This is a genomic window from Helicobacter pylori, assembly GCF_006440215.1.
Classification (GTDB): Bacteria; Campylobacterota; Campylobacteria; order Campylobacterales; family Helicobacteraceae; genus Helicobacter; species Helicobacter pylori_CS.
Window position 1 is genome coordinate 112,995 of record NZ_VEZH01000001.1, and the last position, 21,280, is coordinate 134,274.

The 21,280-nt window shown below is 37.8% G+C and carries 18 protein-coding genes and 2 pseudogenes; 13 read left to right on the forward strand and 7 right to left on the reverse strand.

What is annotated here, in order from left to right:
* Window positions 1–72: 72 nt before the first annotated feature.
* On the reverse strand, window positions 73–1,041 hold the full coding sequence (rocF, locus tag FIM44_RS00505; protein WP_140578519.1) for an arginase: 969 nt from the start codon (window positions 1,039–1,041) through the stop codon (window positions 73–75).
* Between the two features lie 203 nt (window positions 1,042–1,244).
* On the opposite strand from rocF, the gene FIM44_RS00510 reads away from it, so the two are divergent.
* Together FIM44_RS00510 and FIM44_RS00515 are read left to right on the forward strand one after the other, a co-directional pair.
* A complete protein-coding gene (locus FIM44_RS00510; protein ID WP_140578521.1) occupies window positions 1,245–2,387 on the forward strand; it encodes an alanine dehydrogenase in 1,143 nt (380 codons plus the stop codon).
* Between the two features lie 118 nt (window positions 2,388–2,505).
* A pseudogene (locus FIM44_RS00515) lies at window positions 2,506–4,309 on the forward strand (DUF262 domain-containing protein).
* Window positions 4,310–4,319: 10 nt separating this feature from the next.
* On the opposite strand, the gene FIM44_RS00520 reads toward FIM44_RS00515, so the two are convergent.
* Entirely contained in the window at window positions 4,320–5,048 is a 729-nt protein-coding gene (locus FIM44_RS00520) for an outer membrane protein (protein ID WP_140578523.1), read from the reverse strand.
* Between the two features lie 185 nt (window positions 5,049–5,233).
* Here FIM44_RS00520 and FIM44_RS00525 point away from each other — a divergent pair, with 185 nt between their 5' ends.
* The 7 genes and pseudogenes from FIM44_RS00525 to FIM44_RS00555 form a co-directional block, all read left to right on the forward strand.
* Entirely contained in the window at window positions 5,234–6,088 is an 855-nt protein-coding gene (locus FIM44_RS00525) for an NAD(+)/NADH kinase (protein ID WP_140568852.1), read from the forward strand.
* Window positions 6,089–6,100: 12 nt separating this feature from the next.
* Window positions 6,101–7,675, forward strand: coding sequence for a DNA repair protein RecN (locus tag FIM44_RS00530; protein ID WP_140578525.1), 1,575 nt, complete (start codon window positions 6,101–6,103; stop codon window positions 7,673–7,675).
* On the forward strand, window positions 7,672–8,979 hold the full coding sequence (locus tag FIM44_RS00535; RefSeq protein ID WP_140578526.1) for a putative RqcH family protein: 1,308 nt from the start codon (window positions 7,672–7,674) through the stop codon (window positions 8,977–8,979). Before FIM44_RS00530 ends, FIM44_RS00535 begins: the two co-directional genes overlap by 4 nt.
* A 19-nt stretch (window positions 8,980–8,998) precedes the next feature.
* Complete coding sequence (locus tag FIM44_RS00540) at window positions 8,999–9,295, forward strand: hypothetical protein (protein WP_127980289.1); 297 nt, start codon at window positions 8,999–9,001, stop codon at window positions 9,293–9,295.
* A gap of 325 nt (window positions 9,296–9,620) precedes the next feature.
* The gene (locus FIM44_RS08435) at window positions 9,621–10,076 is read left to right on the forward strand and encodes a hypothetical protein (RefSeq protein ID WP_194148665.1); all 456 of its coding nucleotides are present in this window, start codon (window positions 9,621–9,623) and stop codon (window positions 10,074–10,076) included.
* Entirely contained in the window at window positions 10,066–10,653 is a 588-nt protein-coding gene (locus FIM44_RS00550; RefSeq protein WP_140578528.1) for a hypothetical protein, read from the forward strand. Before FIM44_RS08435 ends, FIM44_RS00550 begins: the two co-directional genes overlap by 11 nt.
* 21 nt (window positions 10,654–10,674) lie before the next feature.
* Window positions 10,675–11,235 (forward strand): annotated as a pseudogene (locus FIM44_RS00555) (DNA cytosine methyltransferase); the annotation flags it as partial.
* Window positions 11,236–11,335: 100 nt separating this feature from the next.
* On the opposite strand, the gene FIM44_RS00560 reads toward FIM44_RS00555, so the two are convergent.
* Together FIM44_RS00560 and FIM44_RS00565 are read right to left on the reverse strand one after the other, a co-directional pair.
* Complete coding sequence (locus tag FIM44_RS00560) at window positions 11,336–11,539, reverse strand: hypothetical protein (RefSeq protein ID WP_001900028.1); 204 nt, start codon at window positions 11,537–11,539, stop codon at window positions 11,336–11,338.
* Complete coding sequence (locus FIM44_RS00565; RefSeq protein ID WP_140578532.1) at window positions 11,539–12,411, reverse strand: class 1 fructose-bisphosphatase; 873 nt, start codon at window positions 12,409–12,411, stop codon at window positions 11,539–11,541. Before FIM44_RS00565 ends, FIM44_RS00560 begins: the two co-directional genes overlap by 1 nt.
* 70 nt (window positions 12,412–12,481) lie before the next feature.
* Here FIM44_RS00565 and rpe point away from each other — a divergent pair, with 70 nt between their 5' ends.
* Both rpe and FIM44_RS00575 read left to right on the forward strand, forming a co-directional pair.
* Window positions 12,482–13,135 carry a ribulose-phosphate 3-epimerase gene (rpe, locus tag FIM44_RS00570; protein ID WP_140578534.1) on the forward strand — a complete coding sequence of 218 codons (654 nt, stop codon included), beginning with the start codon at window positions 12,482–12,484 and terminating at the stop codon, window positions 13,133–13,135.
* Complete coding sequence (locus tag FIM44_RS00575; protein WP_140578536.1) at window positions 13,113–13,976, forward strand: 3'-5' exonuclease; 864 nt, start codon at window positions 13,113–13,115, stop codon at window positions 13,974–13,976. The genes rpe and FIM44_RS00575 overlap by 23 nt, the downstream gene beginning before the upstream one ends.
* A 215-nt stretch (window positions 13,977–14,191) precedes the next feature.
* Here FIM44_RS00575 and FIM44_RS08530 read toward each other — a convergent pair whose 3' ends face one another.
* The 3 genes from FIM44_RS08530 to rpsB form a co-directional block, all read right to left on the reverse strand.
* Window positions 14,192–14,719 carry a hypothetical protein gene (locus FIM44_RS08530; RefSeq protein WP_238699605.1) on the reverse strand — a complete coding sequence of 176 codons (528 nt, stop codon included), beginning with the start codon at window positions 14,717–14,719 and terminating at the stop codon, window positions 14,192–14,194.
* A 242-nt stretch (window positions 14,720–14,961) separates the two neighbouring features.
* Complete coding sequence (gene tsf, locus FIM44_RS00585) at window positions 14,962–16,029, reverse strand: translation elongation factor Ts (protein WP_140578538.1); 1,068 nt, start codon at window positions 16,027–16,029, stop codon at window positions 14,962–14,964.
* Complete coding sequence (rpsB, locus tag FIM44_RS00590; protein WP_000258276.1) at window positions 16,029–16,823, reverse strand: 30S ribosomal protein S2; 795 nt, start codon at window positions 16,821–16,823, stop codon at window positions 16,029–16,031. Before rpsB ends, tsf begins: the two co-directional genes overlap by 1 nt.
* 262 nt (window positions 16,824–17,085) lie before the next feature.
* Between rpsB and FIM44_RS00595 the strand changes: the two genes are divergently transcribed.
* Complete coding sequence (locus tag FIM44_RS00595; protein ID WP_140578540.1) at window positions 17,086–19,920, forward strand: RecB-like helicase; 2,835 nt, start codon at window positions 17,086–17,088, stop codon at window positions 19,918–19,920.
* 23 nt (window positions 19,921–19,943) lie between these two features.
* Entirely contained in the window at window positions 19,944–21,260 is a 1,317-nt protein-coding gene (nhaA, locus tag FIM44_RS00600; RefSeq protein ID WP_140578542.1) for a sodium/proton antiporter NhaA, read from the forward strand.
* Window positions 21,261–21,280 lie beyond the last annotated feature (20 nt).

Consider the following 21,280-nt stretch of genomic DNA (forward strand, 5'->3'; position numbering starts at 1 on the left):
TAAAAGCGGGTTAATTTTTCATCTAAACACTGCCCCTTTTTTCAACTTTTTATCGTTTTGTTTGAAAAGCGATCAGTAACTCATTGCAAAAGATGACTTCTTATCTTTAATTTTACAGCTATTGATGATGAGATCTAAGATCTCTAAAACCTGCTTTTCTTCTTCGTTATTGTGTTTGGTGCTCACCGTGGGGTTGTATTCGGTTACCTCAAGCGCTCCTAATCGGTCTTTAAAATTTTCTAAAAGCAAGCCCAGTAATTGCTTTAATTCATCAAAACTCAGCCCGTTATTTTCACGCACGCCGGTAGAAGTGAAAAGCTTGCCGTCCATAATGTCTAAATCCAAACTGAGATAAATAATATCCACCGCTTTTAATAATTCTTTGGTTTTTTGAACCACTTCTTGCATGTTTTCTCTTATCGCACCCACGCTGAATAAAGGGATTTGCAATTCCTTAATCACATCTCTTTCGCTCTGTTCGGTGCTTCTTACCCCAAAATACACCAAACATTTAGGATCAATTTCCAACCCTCCCTTTTCTAGCCCCAACGAGCAGAGCTTTTGCCATGCCTTTTCTTCGCTCTCGCTCATGCGATTAAACCCGCTACGGACACGATTTAAAACCATGCCTAAAGGCATGCCGTGGATATGTTTTGAATCGCTGTCATAAGCCGTGTGAATATCCGCATGCGCGTCTAAATACAAAATCCCTATTTTTTTGTCCTTATGAACGCTCCTAAAGGCCTGGAAAATCCCAAACATGTTCGCATGCTCTGAGCTTAAAATTAAAGGAAATTCTTTTTTTTCAAACACTTCTTTCATGCAAGGGATCAAATTTTCTTTACAAAAAAGGTAGTAATCTTCAAAATTCTTAGCGTATCTGAACTCTTTATAAAGCACGCACCGCTCTTGAGTGATCGTTTGCATGCCTTTAATTAAATCGCCATGCGTGGCACTCAAAGCTTCTCTCAAACGCCTAACCCCTTTATCGGTACCTCTTTTTGACGCTCCTAATTCCGCTTCCAATCCTACTAAAATCATTTTATAACTCCTTTAAATCCCCTCTAATGATCTCTATTCTAAACCAAAATTAACAACCAATTATGAATAAGCAAATGGATAATAAATAGAACAATTTCATTGTGTAAAAGAGTAAAACCATTCAAGTTTTTGACAGAAAAACACTCAAATCGTCTTATTGAGCGAATATAATCATAACTGACACTACTATTTAAAGGATTAACATGACTATTGGGCTAGTCAAAGAAAGCATGGATTTAGAATCACGAGTGGCTTTGGTGCCTGATGATGTGGCGCTAATCATTCAAAAGGGCGTGGGGGTTTTAGTGGAAAATAGTGCCGGTGCTAATAGCGGTTATAGTAACGAAGCGTATGAGAGCGTGGGGGCTAAAATCGTGGATTCTCAAACAGCGTGGGGGCAGGATTTGGTGGTCAAATGCAAAGAGCCTTTAGAGCATGAATACCCTTTGTTGAAAGAAAAAGCCACGCTGTTTAGTTATTTGGATTTAGCGTATCAAAAAAGCTTGTGCGAAATGTTTATAGATAAAAAAATCACTTCCATTTGCACTGAAACCATTGCCGGGCCTAAAAACGACTACCCTATTTTAGCGCCTATGAGCGTGGTGGCTGGGAGGTTGGCTGCGCATTTAATCCAGCATTATTTACTGGCTTTAGAGCATGTTAAGGGGTTTATGGGTAAGGGGGTCATGCTAGGGGGTTTATCGGGCGCGCAAAGGGCTAAAATCGTTGTGGTTGGGGGCGGTGTGGTTGGCATGGAGAGCGCGAAAGTCTTAAGCCAAATGGGGGCTAAAGTAACGATTTTAGAATTAGACTACGCTAAATTACAAAACCACCCCTATTATCATTTGTATGATTTAGAAGTTTTAAGCGTGAATGAAGCCAATATCATTCAGGCTTTAAATGGAGCGGTGGGGCTAGTGGGAGCGGTGTTAGTTACAGCGAGCCAAACCCCTAAAGTGATCTTAAGAAGGCATTTAAAACGCATGCAAAAACAAGGGGTAGTGATAGATGTGGCTTGCGATTTAGGGGGGTGCATAGAAACCATACACCAGACAAGCCATTCTAACCCGGTGTATGTGGAAGAGGGTTTGTTGCATTATGGCGTGCCGAACATGCCAGGGATTGCCGCTAAAACAAGCTCTGTGGCTTATAGCCATGCGAGCGCGCCGTATTTGTTGTATTATTTAGAGCATGGCTTGAAGGGCTTTTTAAAAGCCAACACTAAAATCGTGGCGAACACCCTTGGAGGCTTGAGCGCTTATAACGGCTATATCACCCAAGAAGGCATCGCTAAAGCTTTCAATCTAGCGTTCAAATCGCCTTTAGAGGTTTTAAAGGAACTTTGAAGCGAGCTTTAAAAAGGGCATGGCGATAAACCATGCGTCTTAATATGTAGAAATATTTCAAAAAAAAAAAAACACTTTTTAATGTTATAATCTATCCTAAATCATACAAGGGGTTTTTATGGCAAACGAAAGCATTGAAGGCGAAGCTTATCAATTAAAAGATATTTTAGCTACAGAATTTGAGACTTATTACCAAATTCCGATCTACCAACGCCCTTACCAATGGACAGAAGAAAACTGCAAAAAGCTTTTAGACGATTTGCTTTCTAGCTATGAATGTTATAAAGAAAGCGATTATTTTTGCGGCTCATTAGTTTTAATCGCAATTGGCACAGATTCTGCAACCAACGCCAAAACCTATGATGTTGTAGATGGCCAGCAACGCTTAAGCACTTTCATTCTGCTCGCAAAAGTTTTAGCCACTCTCTATAATAATGAAGTTTTAAACAATAAAACTAGCAAAAATTTTTTAGAAAAGAGTTTGGGCGATACTGATGGAGAAAAAAGAAAGCGGTTGACTTTTAATACTATAGGGCTTAACGCTAAAGATGATTTTCAAGATGCCTTAGATTTTTTTGACGATCTTGATGCAAGCAAGGGTAAGGATAGCAAGAGCAACGGCTCAAGCAAGAGTAAGAACAACTACTTGAAAAATGCGATTTGTTTAAAAAACTATCTTGAAAAAAAAAGAGATTGAAAACATTAACGATTTTATTAAGTGGCTGTATTTTAAGGTCGTATTTATCAAAACCACTTGCCCCAATGTAAGTATGGCGTTAAGGATTTTTAGTGTTTTAAACGCTAGGGGTTTGCCCTTGCATGCGATAGATATTTTTAAAGTGGAGTTGCTAAAAAAACTCGCTAACAAAAAGGATCAAGAAGAGTTTATGTCTCGTTGGAATGCATTGTGTCAAAAATGCTCAAAGAATGAGTCAAAATTTCCAAAGAGAAAAGAGAACAAGCGAGAGAAGAACGCTGCAGAAATATTATTCAGTTGGTATTTAGCCTATCTCAATCCGGTAACTAGTGGGAAAAACATGGAAGAAAGACTTGCCGATCAGTTTGAAAGGCTTAATAAACCCCCATTAGAATACCTTAAGGGCATAGAAAATTTCTATAACGCTTATGGTGAGATGTTAGAAATGCAAGACCGACACGCTCATTTGCTTTCTTATCTAGCTTCTGATTTTTGGCGCGTTATTTTGTGCACTAGCATATTGCACCATTATAGCCCTCAAGACATAGAGGCTTTAAAGGAGTTGTTGGTCAAGTTTTACTACCAAAATTGGGTTGCAGAGCAAACAGAACCTAAAAAACAAACTAATTGCAACATTATTAAAGCCCTAAAAGAAAAGCAAAGCGTAGAGAACATCGCTTCTATTGTGAAAGAATATTTAGATGATGACAATAATAAGATAACACAAAACTTTAGAGAAAAACTAAAAGATGACCATTTGTATGAAAACCACAAAAGGGCTTCAAAAAATTCATGGCTCAGACCCATTCTCATTTTGGTGGAATATTTCATGAGCGATGATCCTAGACCTAAACGCATTGAAAAGAACGATTTTCATGTTGAACACATCTTACCCCAAAAACCCGATCTTTCAAGCCAGTGGATGAAAGACTTTAGCGAAGAAGAAAGAGGATTATACACGCATTCTTTAGCCAACCTCACGCTTTTAGGGGGCACGAAAAACGGTCAAGCTTCAAATTTGGATTTCAAAGAGAAAAAAGAAATCTATATGGGAAACGCTGTCAAGCTAGGTAAGGACAAGCTAGGTAAGAAAAAACCTTTTAGGGTGATGACTTGTTATAAGATGACCATAGATGTTGCACAATACACAGAATGGACGCCCAAAAGCTTAGAAAAAAGAAAAGAAGAGCTGATTAAAATCATTGAGAGCGTTCTAACGCTCTAGGGAAGCGCCCCTAGAAAGTGAACACGTAATTCACATACCATGAATACACGCGCCTAAACCCTATATCCAGATTTTTTGCGGTGATATAGGGGTTTTTCTTTAACATGGGGAATTTCACGCCCGCTTCAATGCTGGAATGCTTTAAGATCCTTAAGCGAGCCCCCACATTGAATAAAAATTGGAAAGAAGTGGCTCTTTTGCTCACCAAAGCTTGCTCCACTAAAATGCCCTCAAAGCTTGGCGTCGCCATAAGCCATGAATTGCCGGCTAATTGCACCCCACCAAAAGCCCCCAAACTCATGATGCCGTTATTGATGACATTAACCATCACATCCATAGCCCCCCCATAAGTGAGCATGTTTGGCTCAAAAATTTTGGGATCGGCGAGGCTCGTTAAACGATTGATTTCTTGTTTCCCAAGAATTTGACCCGCCAATTGCGCCGCTTCGCTGTTATAATTAGGGTTTTTAAGCCTAATAGAATTAGCGTGGGCGTAGTCAAAAAACCCATAAGCGCGCAAGCCAAAGTATTTCCCAAAGAAAAATTGATACCCTAAAAGCACATCAAACCCCTTGATGGTAGCGTTAGTGGCTTGTTTTTGAGAATTAATATCCGCATGCATTTGCGCTTGTCCTTGCAAATAACCCGCCCCTAAAAAAACGCCGTTACCATCCATGGCCAGTAGCGCATTGACAGAAACAACCAAAGCTAACAAAGATTGAGAAAAAAATTTTTTCATGTGTGATTCCTTAACATAATGTTTACATTCTTAAAAAGAATACCCAAAAAACAATTAAAAACGATTAAAGAATGAAACATTAATAAAAATAAAAACCTTTCATGAATTTTACATAAGATGATAAAAAAGCAATTAAAACCCACTTTTTTAAAATTTTGTTTCAAGCTTTAAGCTACAATATACGCATGAAAGATTCACATCAAACTATCGGCGTGTTTGTGCGGCCCACCCATTATCAAAACCCCCTTTTTGAAGAGCTAGAGCGAGCTAAAGAATGGGTTTTAAAGCTTTTAGAAGATGAGGGGTTTGAAAGCTTTATGATTGATAGCCTTGATGGAGCAAAAGATGAACGATTGATAGAAAAAGCCTATGCGTTTTTATGTTTAGGGGGCGATGGCACGATTTTAGGGGCTTTAAGAATGACGCATTCTTACAATAAGCCATGTTTTGGGGTTAGAATAGGGAATTTAGGGTTTTTGAGCGCGGTTGAATTGAATGGTTTGAAAGATTTCTTACAAGATCTCAAGCACAACAGGATCAAATTAGAAGAGCATTTGGCTTTGGAGGGCTGCATTGGAAAAACCTCTTTTTATGCGATCAATGAAATTGTGATCGCCAAAAAAAAAGCTTTAGGGGTTTTAGACATCAAAGCTTATGCAGGCCATACGCCCTTTAACACCTATAAAGGCGATGGGCTTATCATTGCCACGCCCTTAGGCTCGACCGCTTATAATTTGAGCGCTCATGGGCCGATTGTGCATGCTTTAAGCCAGAGCTATATTTTAACGCCCTTGTGCGATTTTTCTTTAACGCAACGCCCTTTAGTGTTAGGAGCGGAATTTTGTTTGAACTTTTGCGCTCATGAAGACGCTCTTGTGGTCATTGATGGGCAAGCCACCTATGATTTAAAAGCCAACCAACCCCTATACATTCAAAAAAGCCCCACGACTACCAAACTCTTACAAAAAAATTCAAGGGATTATTTTAAAGTGCTTAAAGAAAAGCTCTTATGGGGGGAAAGCCCTAGCAAAAAAAGATAAAAAGGGTAAAAAATGCGAGATTTCAATAACGCTCAAATCACACGCTTAAAAGTGCGTCAAAATGCTGTTTTTGAAAAATTGGATCTGGAGTTTAAAGACGGATTGAGTGCGATTAGTGGGGCTAGTGGGGTGGGAAAAAGCGTTCTTATTGCGAGCCTTTTAGGGGCGTTTGGGCTTAAAGAGAGCAACGCTTCAAACATTGAAGTGGAATTGATTGCGCCTTTTTTAGACACTGAAGAATACGGCATTTTTAGAGAAGATGAACATGAACCCTTAGTCATCAGCGTGATTAAAAAAGAAAAAACGCGCTATTTTTTAAACCAAACAAGCCTGTCTAAAAACACGCTCAAAGCGTTATTAAAAGGTTTGATCAAACGCTTATCTAACGATAGATTCAGCCAGAATGAACTCAACGATATTTTAATGCTCTCCTTATTAGATGGCTATATTAAAAACGAAAACAAGGCGTTTAGCCCCCTTTTAGGCGCGCTTGAAGAAAAATTCACCCATTTAGAAAAGCTAGAAAAAGAAAGGCGATCGTTAGAGGATAAAAAGCGTTTCCAAAAGGATTTAGAAGAGCGTTTGAATTTTGAAAAAATGAAATTAGAGAGGCTGGATTTAAAAGAAGACGAATACGAACGCCTTTTAGAGCAAAAAAAATTACTCTCTAGTAAGGAAAAACTGAACGATAAAATCGCTCTGGCGCTAGAGGTGCTAGAAAATACCCATAAAATCACGCATGCTTTAGAGAGCGTGGGCCATAGCGCGGAGTTTTTAAAAAGCGCTTTATTAGAAGCGAGCACTCTATTGGAAAAAGAGCAGGCTAAATTAGAAGAGTGCGAGCGTTTGGATATTGAAAAAGTGCTAGAAAGGCTTGGCATGTTAAGCGGGATCATTAAGGATTACGGGAGCATTGCGCATGCTAAAGAACGATTGGGGCATGTTAAAAACGAATTGCATAGCCTAAAAGAAATTGACCATCATTGCGAAACTTACCACAAAGAAATAGAACAATTAAAAACCGAATGCTTGAAATTGTGCGAAGAAATAAGCGGCTTTAGAAAAGAATATTTAGCCGGTTTTAACGCTCTTTTAAGCGCTAAAGCGAAAGATTTGCTCTTAAAAAGCCCTAGTTTGGTTTTAGAAGAAGCCCCCATGAGCGAAAAAGGCGCTCAAAAACTCGTTTTGAATTTGCAAAATTCCCAATTAGAAACCTTAAGCTCTGGAGAATACAGCCGTTTGAGGTTGGCGTTCATGCTTTTAGAAATGGAGTTTTTAAAGGATTTTAAAGGCGTGTTGGTGTTAGATGAAATGGATTCCAATTTGAGTGGCGAAGAGAGTTTAGCGGTCTCTAAAGCCCTTGAAACCTTAAGCAGCCATTCACAAATCTTTGCCATTTCGCACCAAGTCCATATCCCAGCACTCGCTAAAAACCATATTTTAGTCTTCAAAGAAAACCACAAAAGCCTTGCAAAAACCCTTAATAACGAAGAAAGGGTTTTAGAAATCGCGCGCATGATAGGGGGGAGCGAGAATATAGAGAGTGCGATTTCTTTCGCTAAGGAAAAATTAAAGGCACAAGAATGAAATTTTTTCTTTTAAAGAAATTCAGCGAATTTTTAAACGCTCAAACGCATTTTAGCCTCAAACGCTTGAACGCGTCTAGCTTTTTATTAGAGACTTTTTCTAAAGAAAAACACGCCTTTGTTGTAGATTTGAATGTGCCCTATATCGGTTTGTCCAAAAAACCCCCAGAGAGCGTTTTAAAAAACACCCTAGCGTTAGATTTTTGTTTGAACAAATTCACTAAAAACGCCAAAATTTTACAAGCAAACATCATTGATAACGATCGGATTTTAGAAATCACAGGCGCTAAAGATTTGGCTTATAAGAGTGAAAATTTTATTTTGCGTTTAGAAATGATCCCTAAAAAAGCCAATCTCATGATTTTAGATAAAGAAAAATGCGTGATAGAAGCCTTTCGTTTTAATGACAGGGTCGCTAAAAACGATATTTTATGGGCGTTGCCTCCTAATATTTACGAGCATCAAGAAGAGGATTTGGATTTTAAGGGATTGTTAGAAATATTAGAAAAAGATTTTTTATCCTATCAGCATAAAGAATTGGAACACAAAAAAAATCAAATCATCAAGCGATTAAATATTCAAAAAGAACGCTTGAAAGAAAAATTAGAAAAATTAGAAGATCCTAAAAATTTACAGCTGGAAGCGAAAGAATTGCAAACTCAAGCCTCATTGTTGCTCACTTACCAGCATTTAATCCATAAGCATGAAAGCCGCGTGGTTTTAAAGGATTTTGAAGATAAGGAGTGTGCGATTGAAATTGATAGGAGCATGCCCTTAAACGCTTTCATTAATAAAAAATTCACTCTCAGCAAAAAAAAGAAACAAAAATCGCAATTCTTGTATTTAGAAGAAGAGAATCTAAAAGAAAAAATCGCTTTTAAAGAAAATCAAATCAACTATGTTAAAGGAGTGCAAGAAGAAAGCGTTTTAGAAATGTTTATGCCCTTTAAAAATTCTAAAATCAAACGCCCGATGAGTGGGTATGAAGTGCTGTATTATAAGGATTTTAAAATCGGTTTAGGGAAAAACCAAAAAGAAAATATCAAGCTTTTACAAGACGCAAGAGCGAATGATTTATGGATGCATGTAAGAGACATTCCTGGATCGCATTTGATCGTTTTTTGCCAAAAGAATGCGCCTAAAGATGATGTCATTATGGAATTAGCCAAAATGTTGATTAAAATGCAAAAAGATGCATTTAATGGTTACGAAATTGACTACACGCAACGAAAATTTGTCAAAATCATCAAAGGAGCTAATGTCATTTACTCAAAATACCGAACTATTAGTCTAAAGGACACTTAAACATTCTAAGGAGGTTAGCATGGGTGTTTCAGCTTTAGGCAATGTAACTTATATCAACCAAAACGCTCCTTTAAATTCTGCTATCCAACAGGGTGCGAGAAGTGATATGCTGGATTTAGCGCAAAGCTTTCAAAGCAAGCTTGAATTAGCCCAAGAAACAAGGGCGTTAGAAAACATGCAAGCCATTAGCGATAAAGATCCTAAAGAAGGTTCCAAAAACCGCTATCCAAACAGCCAAAGGGATAAGGCGTTTGGCTTGGAAGAAGAAGAAATTGAATTGTGGCATGAAGAGCATTTGCTGGATATTGTGGGGTAGGGTTAAACTAAAGGGTTAAGATAACTTAAATGGATTTTTTTAATTTGGTTTAAGTAGGACTTGATGTAGGTTTTACTCAATTATTATATTTATACTTTTTTTCTGCTATTAAAATAATTTAAACAATAAACATAAAAATATTTTTTATGTTGACTTACTATTATATTTATGATATTGTAGAACCTATGTTAATGGAAGCTATAACTTTAAGAGCATATAGCAAAGACTCTCTAAAGTTGACTATAAAACGCTCTTTAGGGATAAAAAAGACAGAAACTCTATTGACAACAGCAAGATAAACATACTAGACTTAAAGGACAGCAAAATGAAGCAAGCGTTACAAGACAACAGTATCAGCCCATGTTTAGTGGATGATTATCGTTATCTAAACAAAGGCATACCGAACTTTTTTGATTATAATATCAAAGACAAAAACGAAGCAAAGGAAAGACAAGATGAAAAAGAAAACCTAAAGGGCGAAATTGAAAAAGACAAGCAAGACAGCGATGAGTTAAAACGAAGCGAAATTGACACAAAGGACACACCAATGAACGCACCATTAGAAACACTAGACAAAGACAAAAAAGCTATGAGTGAAGCCATCAAAAAAGATATTGAAAAAGACAAAGAAAACCTCGTGCGAGTAGAAGCAGACGAGAGTGAAAAAGGCTACGAAAAAGAGACACAAAGCAAACGCTATGCTAATGTAAATGGATGGGTAAGATTTAGAGATAGCATAAGCCTTGAAAAAAATTTAAAAGGAGTAAAACATGGGATTTAATTTTAATGCGACAACTAACTATAATTGGCATTTTAATTCAGAGATAACTAATAAACCAATCGCAGGTTTCTTAACGCATCAAAAATATTTAGATAATTTACTCACTGCAGTCAATAACACTAGTGAAACTTTACTAGTAGGGCAACCGATAACACTCAAAATCAGTGCCATACTAAAAAGCAGTTTGGCAAGAATAGATCAAGATATATTAGAGATTAGTGAAACGCCTATAGAAACAAATGAGATTCTAAATGGTATTTTTATTGGCAATCTTGCTACAAATGAAAATGGAACATTACGCCCAACACAAACAAGCTATGTAGCCGAGATTGGTAGCGGTGTGGAAGTGTTCTTGCCATGCGATTTAAGTTTTCTAGGGCAAGCAAGTAGGCAATTTATCAGTTGGAATAAAACCAATCAGTGCTTTACTTTAGAAACAGGTAGCGTAGAAAGTTTTGGCAGTCAAAAAGTATCTTTAAGAAGCAATGTAATAGAGGGTCAGCAAATCGTATTTGATACAAACAATCCAACGCAGACAATCTTTAAAGACTGCTATGTGATTAAAGTTAGATTATAAGCAAAGGAAACAACAATGGCTAATTTATTGCCCTTTAATTTTACATTCCCTAAACCCACCCATTTAAGCGATGAAATCAATACTAAGCTAGATTTTAAAGACTTACCCACAAGTTTTAGAAAACCTTTTTTGATTAGAGATGCTTTTAATTTGATTGATTATTCCAATTCAGACGATACAGACAATTTGCCCATGCAACACAACCCTAAAACAATTGAGCGTTTTAAATACATACAAGAAGGCAAAAACATCCAAGAATGCATTGAGAGTTTGCCTAAGCATTTACAAATCTCTAAATTCTATTCTAGAGGCAATACCATGCGTTTAAAAATGGACGCCCTAGCTCCTACTTTAGTGCCAGGGCATAGTAATTTCCCCTTACACCCGACAGAGCATAGAAGCATCACTATTAGAGAAGCAGCAACCATTACCGGCTTTCCTATTTCTTACAAATTTTTTGGCTCACACACCGAGCGTTGCGAACAAGTGGGCAATGCTGTGCCTATCGCTTTATCCAGCGCGATTGCTAAGGAAGTTAAAAGATTTTTAGATAGTTTGAAACCAAAAACTATATTTTTGTAGCTGTTTTTACTCTTTTTGTATTTATTGATAAAATTCTTTAAATAATATAAAAATAAAATTAAATATTGAACATTAAATAAGGCTTATGCATATTTGATGGTTAATTGAAATCAAACCCGCCCGCTTCGCCTAAACTCATGCTTTCATAAGCCGCATCCACATAGCTGTTGCGGATTTCGCATTTTAAAACCTTCTCGCATTTCAAGCAACTCGCTACTTGCTTTTCTTCTTGGCATGCTTGTAATTTCAAAAGAGCGTCATTGAAACGCTCTTCATATTCTAATTTTTTAGCGCTATTTTGCATCATTCTCCCTTTAAATATTTTTCTAAAATGTGAGATTCATACTGACTAGTTAAATAGCATTCGCTTTTTTCATGGTAATTTTCTACGCCTTGATCTAACAAACGCTTTTTAACCCCCTTATCAAAATAAAACGCTTCCCCTTTAGCTTTTTCAACCATCAAGGCTAAAGGGAAGACTTCAAAAAGCTTTCGCAATTTCTTTTGCGGGTAGGAAAACATTCCGCCTTTTTTAATGAGCACATGATGGACATCAGCCACCATAGATCCTGAGTATCGTAAGCGGTAATTTTCTGCAAAAAACCCTTCTAAAGCCTTTTTTAAGCCCGAAGAAAAATCCTTTTGATTGCCTCCGCTAGCGACGATTTTACCCTTATTTTCTAAAACGATGGTTTCTATAAAATGAAACTTGTTCTGATAAAAGGCGTAACGATAAACTTCTTCTAAAGCCACCACTAATTCAATTTTATGCCCAAAAACCACATAAAGGCTTGCGACTAAATTTTGTGCCTTATAATCCTTTTCATAAACCCCTATAATCGTGCCTACTAAGAAATTCGCCTCCATCACTGAGCTCCCGTCTAAGGGGTCATAAGCGATCAAATAAGAGCCGTTTTCTTTAGTAACGGGCGTTTCTTTTTCTTCGCTAAAAACGCTTTTCACATTCTCTAAACTCAAAAAAGTTTCTTCTAAAAATTTGTCTAGGGCTAAATCCGCTTTAATAGGCGTATCCCCGCTGCTGTTTTCTAACTTAGTATAACTCCCAGCGTCTGGCTTTTCTAAAATTTCTTGGGCTTTTTTAACCCCTTTTTCTAAAAGACTGATGATTTCTATAACAATGTTTGCATGCTTGCATTTAAAATGTTTGTAATCCATAAAAACCCTTTTATGATTTGATTAAAGATGCTAATATTTTACTTGAAAACATTGAAAATAGGGAAGTATTTTGAAAGTAGCTCCGAGCCTTTTGAGCGCTGATTTTATGCATTTAGCCAAAGAGATAGAGAGCGTGAGTAACGCTGATTTTTTGCATGTGGATGTGATGGATGGGCATTATGTGCCTAATTTAACCATGGGGCCTGTGGTTTTAGAGAACGTTACTCAAATGAGCCAAGTGCCTTTAGATGTGCATTTAATGGTAGAAAGCGCAAGCTTTTTTGTGGGATTATTCGCCCCTTTAAAACCGCAAATCATCAGCATTCATGCAGAAAATGAAAAACACCCCCATAGGGTGTTGCAACTCATTAAAAATTCAGGCATCACGCCAGGTGTTGTTCTAAACCCCCACACGCATGAAGAAAGCCTTAAATACTTGCTAGAAAGCGTGGGACTAGTGCTTTTAATGAGCGTGAATCCGGGCTTTGGCGGGCAGAAGTTTTTAGATCTGGTGCTAGAAAAATGCTTAAAAGTTAAAGAATTGATCAAACGCTACAACCCTAGCTGTCTTTTAGAAGTGGATGGGGGCGTGAATGATAAAAATATCTTTGAACTCCAACAAGCGGGCGTGGATGTGGTGGTTTCAGGGAGTTATATTTTTAAATCTAAAGATCGTAAGCTGGCTATTGAAGGCTTACAGAATGCTAGACAGCCTCTTGCATAAAGACATTCAAGCCCTAATCGCTCGCTTAAAGCACCAGGATTTAAGCTTGGGCATGCTAGAAAAATCGCTCTCTCGCCTTATTTATGATGAAATCAATTTGGAATATTTAAAAGCGTGCGGGCTTAATTTCATAGAAACGAGTGAAAATTTAATCACGCTCAAAAACCTTAAAACCCCCCTTAAAGATGAGGTTTTTTCCTTTATTGATTTAGAGACTACCGGCTCTTGCCCCCTAAAACATGAGATTTTAGAAATCGGGGCCGTGCAAGTGAAGGGGGGAGAAATTATCAATCGTTTTGAAACCCTTGTGAAAGTCAAAAGCGTTCCTGATTATATCGCTGAGCTTACAGGCATCACTTATGAAGACACCCTAAACGCCCCAAGCGTGCATGAAGCTTTGCAAGAATTACGGCTTTTTTTAGGCAATAGCGTGTTTGTAGCCCACAACGCTAATTTTGATTACAACTTTTTAGGGCGTTATTTTGTAGAAAAATTGCATTGCCCCTTATTGAATTTAAAGCTTTGCACTTTGGATTTATCCAAACGCGCTATTTTGTCCATGCGTTATTCTTTGAGCTTTTTAAAAGAGCTTTTAGGGTTTGGTATAGAAGTCAGCCACAGAGCCTATGCGGATGCTTTAGCGAGCTATAAACTCTTTGAAATATGCTTGTTAAACTTGCCCAGTTACATCAAAACGACAATGGATTTGATTGATTTTTCCAAATGCGCTAACACTTTGATCAAAAGACCCCCAAGAGCCAGACACCAAGAGACTCCATCGCCGTTTTCTCTTTTTGAAAGGACAAAGGGTTTGTTCAATATCATAAAAGCAACCAGTTAAACGAACGCTGTTTAAGTGGGTTTGATTAGGGGTGAAATTTTAACATGTCCATTTGATACTTTTGAATGTTGCCTATTATTTTGATTTTATCGGTTACTTCGCACTCATCGTAATTTTGCGTTTGTGGAACTAATAAGCCCGGTATGGTTACATGGGGCGTTGCTCGTAACTTTGCGCACTTCCTATGCTAGATACAAATGTATGGGGGTATCATACTACAAATTAGTGGCATTCATCCCAAACACTAAAGATGTTTGGGATTTCTGCTTGGGTGGTTTAAACTTTACACGATAGCCTAATTCTTCATAAATTTTTAAAATCGTTTCTTCTATGTTTTTACGATGCACTAATTTGTTTTTAAATTTAAAAATAGCTAAAACTTGGAGCAAAAAATACACTTCAAAAAATCTAATATCACGCACATAATAAGGCGAGATCACTTTAAAATCCCTGTGTTTTGTCTCTCTTAACTTTTCCAATTCGCTATCATTAATGCATCTAACGGCTAAATTATGCGAATTGATTTCTAAAATTTTCTTGCTTTTAGGGTATTTGAAAAGCCCCACATTAAAGTCGTTGTTTTTCAACACGCTTTCAGGAAAAACCAACACGCTATTAAAATTTTGGCAAAAGGCATAATTTTTAAGGCTTAGATGATTTTCAAAAAAATATTCGTATTGAAAAATTTGACCGATACCACGCACATACTCGCTCACCCCGATAGCTCCGCCCTTACACTCCATAATGGCTCTAACTTTATTTCTTTCAAAAAGTGTGAAGTCTGCTGTAATGCCATTGATGTAAGCGTCCTCTCTTAAAAGCTTAAAATCCTTATAATCTATTTCTAAAATAGAACAAATATCTTTTTGAATGTTGTTGTTACTAGCGATTAAGTCTTGGAAGTTTTCTCTAGTCTGTAAGGCATGTTAGTTTATTGATGGTTAAGTTATGAGAGATTTTAAGCGCAAAAACGCGCTTTAAAACCCTATTTCATTTGCAAAGCCACTTCTTCAGCGAAATTTTCTGCCTTTTTCTCAATGCCCTCGCCCAATTCGAAACGCACATAATCAGTGATTTTTAAATCGTCATTCCATTCTTTGGAACAATCAGCAACCACTTGAGCGATAGTTTTTTTATCGTCCATGACATAGAATTGCCCTAAAAGGGTCAGGCGTTGATCAATAAGGGTGTTATCAGCGATAAACCTTTCCATTTTTCCAGGAACGATTTTATCCCAGATTTTTTCAGGCTTGCCTTGTGCTTTTAGTTCATCTTCAAAAGCTTTCTTTTGATGGGCTAAAACTTCATCGCTCAATTCAATGCGGCTCCCAAAAGCGGGGATGTTTTTTAAAGGTTTGCCCAAGCGTTTAGCCTCTTCATTGTCTTTTTCAATTTCAGCGATCAAGGCTAAAGTTTCTTTTTTGACAAAATCAAGGCTAAAGTCTTTGCAATCTAGCACTTGAGGTTTCATCGCTGCGGCATGCATAGCGATGTTTCGGGCTAATTCCACCACTTTTGGAGCGTTTTTCTCATTATCGTATTTTATACCGATTAACACGCCCACTCTAGCGTTAGAATGCGCATAACCATTGATGATATGAGAGCTAGGGGCTTTTAAATGAGCGATTTTTCTCACTAAAATGTTTTCACCGATCACAGCGATTTGAGAGTGCAAATATTCTTCAAAAGGCTTGTTGTCTAACGGGCTTTTAAGCAACTCTTCTGGGGTATGGAGATTATGGGCTTTGATCGTTTCTAAAGTTTTTTTAACCAATTCCTTAAAGCCCTCATTTTTAGCCACAAAATCCGTTTCGCTATTGATTTCCACCATCATTGCGCTTTTAAAATCAGGCGCGACTTCTAAAGCGACTACGCCCTCAGCAGCGATCCTATCGGCTTTTTTAGCGGCTTTACTCAAGCCTTTTTCGCGCAAGAAATCAATGGCCTTTTGCAAATCCCCAGCCACTTCCACAAGGGCTTTTTTGCAATCCATCATGCCCGCATCGGTTAAGTCCCTTAATTTTTTGACTAATTGAGCGCTAATTTCTGACATTATTCGGCTCCTTGAGTGATTTCTTTTTGGATTTCAGCGAGCATTTCTTCTTTTTCTTCATTGCTCACGAACTCTATTTCTTCGCTATTTTCATCCGCATGGACAATTTCTTCTTGCATGAGTTCTCGCCCCTCTAAAATCGCTTCGCTCATTTCTTTACAGAACAATCTAATAGAGCGGATCGCATCGTCATTTCCAGGAATGGGGTAATCCACTAAATCAGGATCGCAGTTAGTGTCTAAGGGAGCCACGATAGGGATATGGAGTTTTCTGGCTTCAGCGACAGCGATTTTTTCTTTAGCCACATCAATCACAAAAATCATATCAGGGATTTTTTTCATGTGGCGCACCCCGCCAAGATACTTATCCAGCTTTTCTTTTTTCCTTAAAATCATGAGCTTTTCTTTTTTAGTCAATAAATCAATTTGACCGCTATTTTCCATTTCTTCAATGATTTCTAATTTCCTCACTGATTTTCTGATGGTGCTAAAATTAGTCAGCATGCCACCAAGCCAGCGGTAATTGACATAAGGGACTTGAATGCTTTCAGCAAATTCTTTCAAAGTTTCATTGGCTTGTTTTTTAGTGCCTACAAACATGATGCTCTTGCCTTGAGCGCTCGCATCGCGCACGATGTTATAAGTGTATCTAAAATAGCGCAAAGTTTTTTGCAAATCAATAATATGGATATTTTTCCTAACGCCAAAAATGAATTTTTTGGTTTTAGGGTTCCAACGCCTTGTTTGGTGTCCAAAATGCACACCGCATTCTAATAAATCTTTCATGGTTACCATGAGAATATTCTCCTTAAAGTTATTTTGGTTCTCTTCCTCCATGCTCATTTGATTCTTAAATTTCTTAAGAACACCTAAATACAAGGATTAGCATGTGTGAATTTGACGCTGTCTTTGCCTTTGATTCCTATAAAATTCCTATAAAAATGATAGAAAAACGACAAAACCCTATGATTATAGCAAAAGATTAGGGTTTTTTAGCTTAAGTAAAAAAGGCTTTTAGGTTATAATAAAGACAAAACAGAATTTTAGGATAGACCTAATGGATACAAAAAGACAATGCATGGCTTTAAAGGCTTCAGCAGGAAGCGGGAAGACTTTCGCTTTGAGCGTGCGGTTTTTGGCCCTATTGTTTAAGGGGGCTAATCCTAGCGAGATTTTAACGCTCACTTTCACTAAAAAAGCCACCGCCGAAATGAAAGAGCGCATTTTAGACTATTTAAAAATCTTGCAAAAAGAAAACCTTGAAGATGAAAAAGAAAAAGAAAAATCCCAAAATATCCTAAAAGAATTAGAAGAAAAATACCGCTTAAACCCTAGTTTTGTGCAAAATAGGGCTCAAGAAATTTACCAACGCTTTTTAAACGCCGAAATCAGAATCAGCACTATTGATGCGTTTTTCCAAAGCATTTTAAGGAAGTTTTGCTGGTTTGTGGGGTTGAGCGCAAATTTTGAAGTCAATGAAGACACAAAAGCGCACCAACAACAGCTTAATGAGGGTTTTTTGAGCGCTTTAAATAGCGAACAGCTTGAGGAATTGAGCGTTTTTATCGCTCAATGCTTGAGTTATGATAATTACACAAGCGATTCCATTTTAGAGCGGTTGCGTTTTTTAAAAAACAAGCTCTATTTATTTGATCCTAATAAGAAAGAGCCTGCATTTGATGAAGAGGGTTTTTTAGAAAAACTAAGAAGCTTAAACCAACAAATTCAAAGCATAGAAACGGCGTCAGATAAGGCTAAAACAGCCATTAAATGCGATGATTTTAGGGGATTTTTAAACAGCTCTTTAACTTGGCTTGAAAAAAAGAGCGAGTACCGCTATTTTAAAAAACTCAAAAATGAAATCCCCACTTTAGAGAGCGAATGCGAAGAGATTGAAAACGATTTAAAACGCTATTATGAAGCCAAAGAAACCGCAATATTTAAAAAATTCCCTAAATTCATCCAGCTTTATGATAAAGCCACTTCTAAAATCCAAGCCCTAGATTTTGATGCGATTAAAGATAAAGTCCATGCCTTGTTGAATGGTTATGAAGAGATGCCGGCGGAGTTTTTTTATTTCAGGTTGGACAGCAAGATTGCGCACATTTTGATTGATGAATTTCAAGACACGAGCTTGAACGATTATAAGATTTTAGCCCCTTTTATTGATGAGATTAAGGCCGGGATAGGGCAAGCTAAATGGCACAGGAGCGTGTTTTTTGTGGGCGATGTCAAGCAGAGTATTTATGGTTTTAGGGGGAGTTTTAGCTCCTTGTTTGAAAGTGTTTCTAAGGATTTTTACCACGATAATTTGGAGTTCAACCACCGCAGTTCGCCCTTGATTATTAATTATGTGAACACCATTTTTAAAAAAGCTTATCAAAATTCCCCCACCGCTTATTTGGAGCAAAAATACCCTAAAACTTCTCAAAATAAACATGTTACAGGTGGCTATGTTAAAGTCTCTTTAGTGGCTGATGAAAGAGAATTGTTGTTAGAACAAATCTTACAAGAAGCTCAAAACCTTTTAGATCATCGTATTGATCCTAAAAACATTACCATTTTATGCGCCACTAATAAGGACGCTTTAGAAATCAAAAATTATTTGCAAGAGCGTTTGAGCGAAATTCACCCAAGCACGGAATCTAGCGCGAGATTGTCTCAATTTGTAGAGTCTAAAATCATTAAGAACGCTTTAGAATACGCTCTAGCGGAAGAACCTTACAAGCCCTTTTATAAGCACAGCGTTTTAAAACTCGCTGGATACTTGCATGATGATGTGATCGCTTTAGCTGGTTTTAACCCTAAAAAAGAGAGCGTGGCAGGCTTTGTGTGGAAAATTATGGAATTGTTTGAGCTTTATGGAGAGCCTGCACAAAGCTGTTTGGAGTTGGCGGTTGGGTGCGAAGACGCCGATGGATTTTTAGAAAAATTAGAGGCTAAATCGATCGCTTCTTTCAATTCAAAAGGCGCGCAGATCATGACCATCCACAAATCTAAAGGCATGCAATTCCCTTATGTGATCGTGTGCGAACGCTTGGGCAATCCTAAATCAAATCACTCCAATCAACTCCTTGAAGAATATGACGGCGCAGAGCTTGCACGCCTTTATTACAGAATGAAAAATCGTGAGGTCGTAGATAAAGATTACGCTAGGGCTTTAGACAAAGAAGAAGCGGCTAAAAATCATGAAGAAACCAATGTGTATTATGTCGCATTCACTAGGGCTGAGTTAGGGCTGATTGTCGTGGCCAAAGACAAAAAAGAAAGCAAAAACAAAACAATGCGCGAAAAATTGGATCTTGCGCCTTTAGAAGAGGGAGAAATTACGCCGGTTATTTCTCCTCAAAAAGAGCCTTTAATTACAAGCGCTCTCATCAAGCCCCATGCCTATGGCGAGCAAGTCCAAGAGATAGAAGAAGAGCCAGATAGCGATTATGAAAAGAATAACGACCAGGAAGCGATCAATTTTGGTATCGCTTTGCACAAGGGATTAGAATACCAATACGCTTACAACATTCCTAAAAAAAGCGTTTTAGAATATTTAAACTACCATCATGGTTTTTATGGTTTGGATTACCAAGCGTTAGAAGAGAGTTTAGAGCTTTTTGAAAACGATGCAGAGATACAAGTTCTTTTTAAAAATTATGCCTTAAGGGGTGAAGCGGCTTTTTTATTTGAAGGAGTTGTATCTAGGATTGATGTTTTGTTGTGGGATAGGGGGCAAAATTTGTGTGTTTTAGATTATAAAAGCTCTCAAAATTACCAACAAAGCCATAAGGCTCAAGTGTCTCATTACGCTGAGTTTTTAAAAACTCAAGCCCCCCATTTTAAGATACAAGCAGGCATTATTTACGCTCATAAAAGACTGCTTGAAAAATTATGGGTCTGAAATTAAAAATTTTAAGGTTGTCTATGAATCTCAAAAAAACAGAAAACGCGCTCAGTTTGACGCTTAAAAACTTCATTAAAAGCGAGTCTTTTGGGGGGATTTTCCTTTTTTTAAACGCTGTTTTAGCGATGGTGGTGGCTAATTCGTTTTTAAAAGAAAGTTATTTTGCGCTATGGCACACCCCTTTTGGGTTTCAAATAGGGGATTTTTTCATCGGCTTTAGTTTGCATCACTGGATTGATGATGTTTTAATGGCGTTATTTTTTTTAATGATAGGATTAGAGATCAAGCGAGAATTGCTGTTTGGAGAGCTATCCAGTTTCAAAAAAGCTTCTTTTCCTGTGATTGCGGCTCTTGGGGGCATGATAGCCCCAGGATTGATTTATTTTTTCCTTAACGCTGACACGCCTTCTCAGCATGGTTTTGGGATCCCTATGGCGACAGATATTGCGTTCGCTTTAGGCGTGATCATGCTTTTAGGCAAGAGGGTGCCAACCGCCTTAAAGGTTTTTTTAATCACTCTAGCGGTGGCTGATGACTTGGGGGCTATTGTGGTGATCGCGCTCTTTTATACCACGAATTTAAAATTCGCATGGCTTTTAGGGGCTTTAGGGGTGGTTCTGATTTTAGCCGTATTGAACCGTCTGAATATCCGCTCGCTTGTCCCTTACTTGCTTTTAGGGGTGTTGCTTTGGTTTTGCGTGCATCAAAGCGGTATCCATGCGACAATCGCTGCAGTGGTTCTAGCTTTTATGATACCGGTGAAGATCCCTAAAGATTCTAAAAATGTAGAGCTTTTGGAATTAGGCAAACGATACGCAGAGACGAGTTCAGGGGTGCTTTTAACCAAAGAGCAGCAAGAAATCTTGCATTCTATTGAAGAAAAAGCGAGCGCTTTACAAAGCCCCCTAGAAAGATTGGAGCATTTTTTAGCCCCCATTAGCGGGTATTTCATCATGCCCTTATTCGCGTTTGCAAACGCTGGGGTGAGCGTTGATTCTAGCATCAATTTAGAAGTGGATAAGGTGCTTTTAGGGGTTATTTTAGGGCTTTGTTTGGGTAAGCCTCTAGGGATTTTCTTAATCACTTTTATAAGCGAAAAGCTTAAAATCACCGCGCGCCCTAAAGGCATCAGCTGGTGGCATATTTTAGGGGCTGGGCTTTTAGCAGGGATTGGTTTTACCATGTCTATGTTTATTTCTAATCTGGCTTTCACAAGCGAGCATAAGGACGCTATGGAAGTGGCAAAAATTGCGATTTTACTCGGATCTTTGATTTCTGGGATCATAGGGGCTTTGTATTTATTCGCACTAGACAAAAAAGCGGCTTTAAAGAAATAGTTAAAAATGCTATAATTTGA

What these genes read in the sequence shown, in the direction of transcription:
- rocF (WP_140578519.1), bottom strand. Translation starts at nt 1,041, where the DNA reads ATGATTTTAGTAGGATTGGAAGCGGAATTAGGAGCGTCAAAAAGAGGT.
- FIM44_RS00510 (WP_140578521.1), top strand. Translation starts at nt 1,245, where the DNA reads ATGACTATTGGGCTAGTCAAAGAAAGCATGGATTTAGAATCACGAGTG.
- FIM44_RS00520 (WP_140578523.1), bottom strand. Translation starts at nt 5,048, where the DNA reads ATGAAAAAATTTTTTTCTCAATCTTTGTTAGCTTTGGTTGTTTCTGTC.
- FIM44_RS00525 (WP_140568852.1), top strand. Translation starts at nt 5,234, where the DNA reads ATGAAAGATTCACATCAAACTATCGGCGTGTTTGTGCGGCCCACCCAT.
- FIM44_RS00530 (WP_140578525.1), top strand. Translation starts at nt 6,101, where the DNA reads ATGCGAGATTTCAATAACGCTCAAATCACACGCTTAAAAGTGCGTCAA.
- FIM44_RS00535 (WP_140578526.1), top strand. Translation starts at nt 7,672, where the DNA reads ATGAAATTTTTTCTTTTAAAGAAATTCAGCGAATTTTTAAACGCTCAA.
- FIM44_RS00540 (WP_127980289.1), top strand. Translation starts at nt 8,999, where the DNA reads ATGGGTGTTTCAGCTTTAGGCAATGTAACTTATATCAACCAAAACGCT.
- FIM44_RS08435 (WP_194148665.1), top strand. Translation starts at nt 9,621, where the DNA reads ATGAAGCAAGCGTTACAAGACAACAGTATCAGCCCATGTTTAGTGGAT.
- FIM44_RS00550 (WP_140578528.1), top strand. Translation starts at nt 10,066, where the DNA reads ATGGGATTTAATTTTAATGCGACAACTAACTATAATTGGCATTTTAAT.
- FIM44_RS00560 (WP_001900028.1), bottom strand. Translation starts at nt 11,539, where the DNA reads ATGCAAAATAGCGCTAAAAAATTAGAATATGAAGAGCGTTTCAATGAC.
- FIM44_RS00565 (WP_140578532.1), bottom strand. Translation starts at nt 12,411, where the DNA reads ATGGATTACAAACATTTTAAATGCAAGCATGCAAACATTGTTATAGAA.
- FIM44_RS00575 (WP_140578536.1), top strand. Translation starts at nt 13,113, where the DNA reads ATGCTAGACAGCCTCTTGCATAAAGACATTCAAGCCCTAATCGCTCGC.
- FIM44_RS08530 (WP_238699605.1), bottom strand. Translation starts at nt 14,719, where the DNA reads ATGGAGTGTAAGGGCGGAGCTATCGGGGTGAGCGAGTATGTGCGTGGT.
- tsf (WP_140578538.1), bottom strand. Translation starts at nt 16,029, where the DNA reads ATGTCAGAAATTAGCGCTCAATTAGTCAAAAAATTAAGGGACTTAACC.
- rpsB (WP_000258276.1), bottom strand. Translation starts at nt 16,823, where the DNA reads ATGGTAACCATGAAAGATTTATTAGAATGCGGTGTGCATTTTGGACAC.
- FIM44_RS00595 (WP_140578540.1), top strand. Translation starts at nt 17,086, where the DNA reads ATGGATACAAAAAGACAATGCATGGCTTTAAAGGCTTCAGCAGGAAGC.
- nhaA (WP_140578542.1), top strand. Translation starts at nt 19,944, where the DNA reads ATGAATCTCAAAAAAACAGAAAACGCGCTCAGTTTGACGCTTAAAAAC.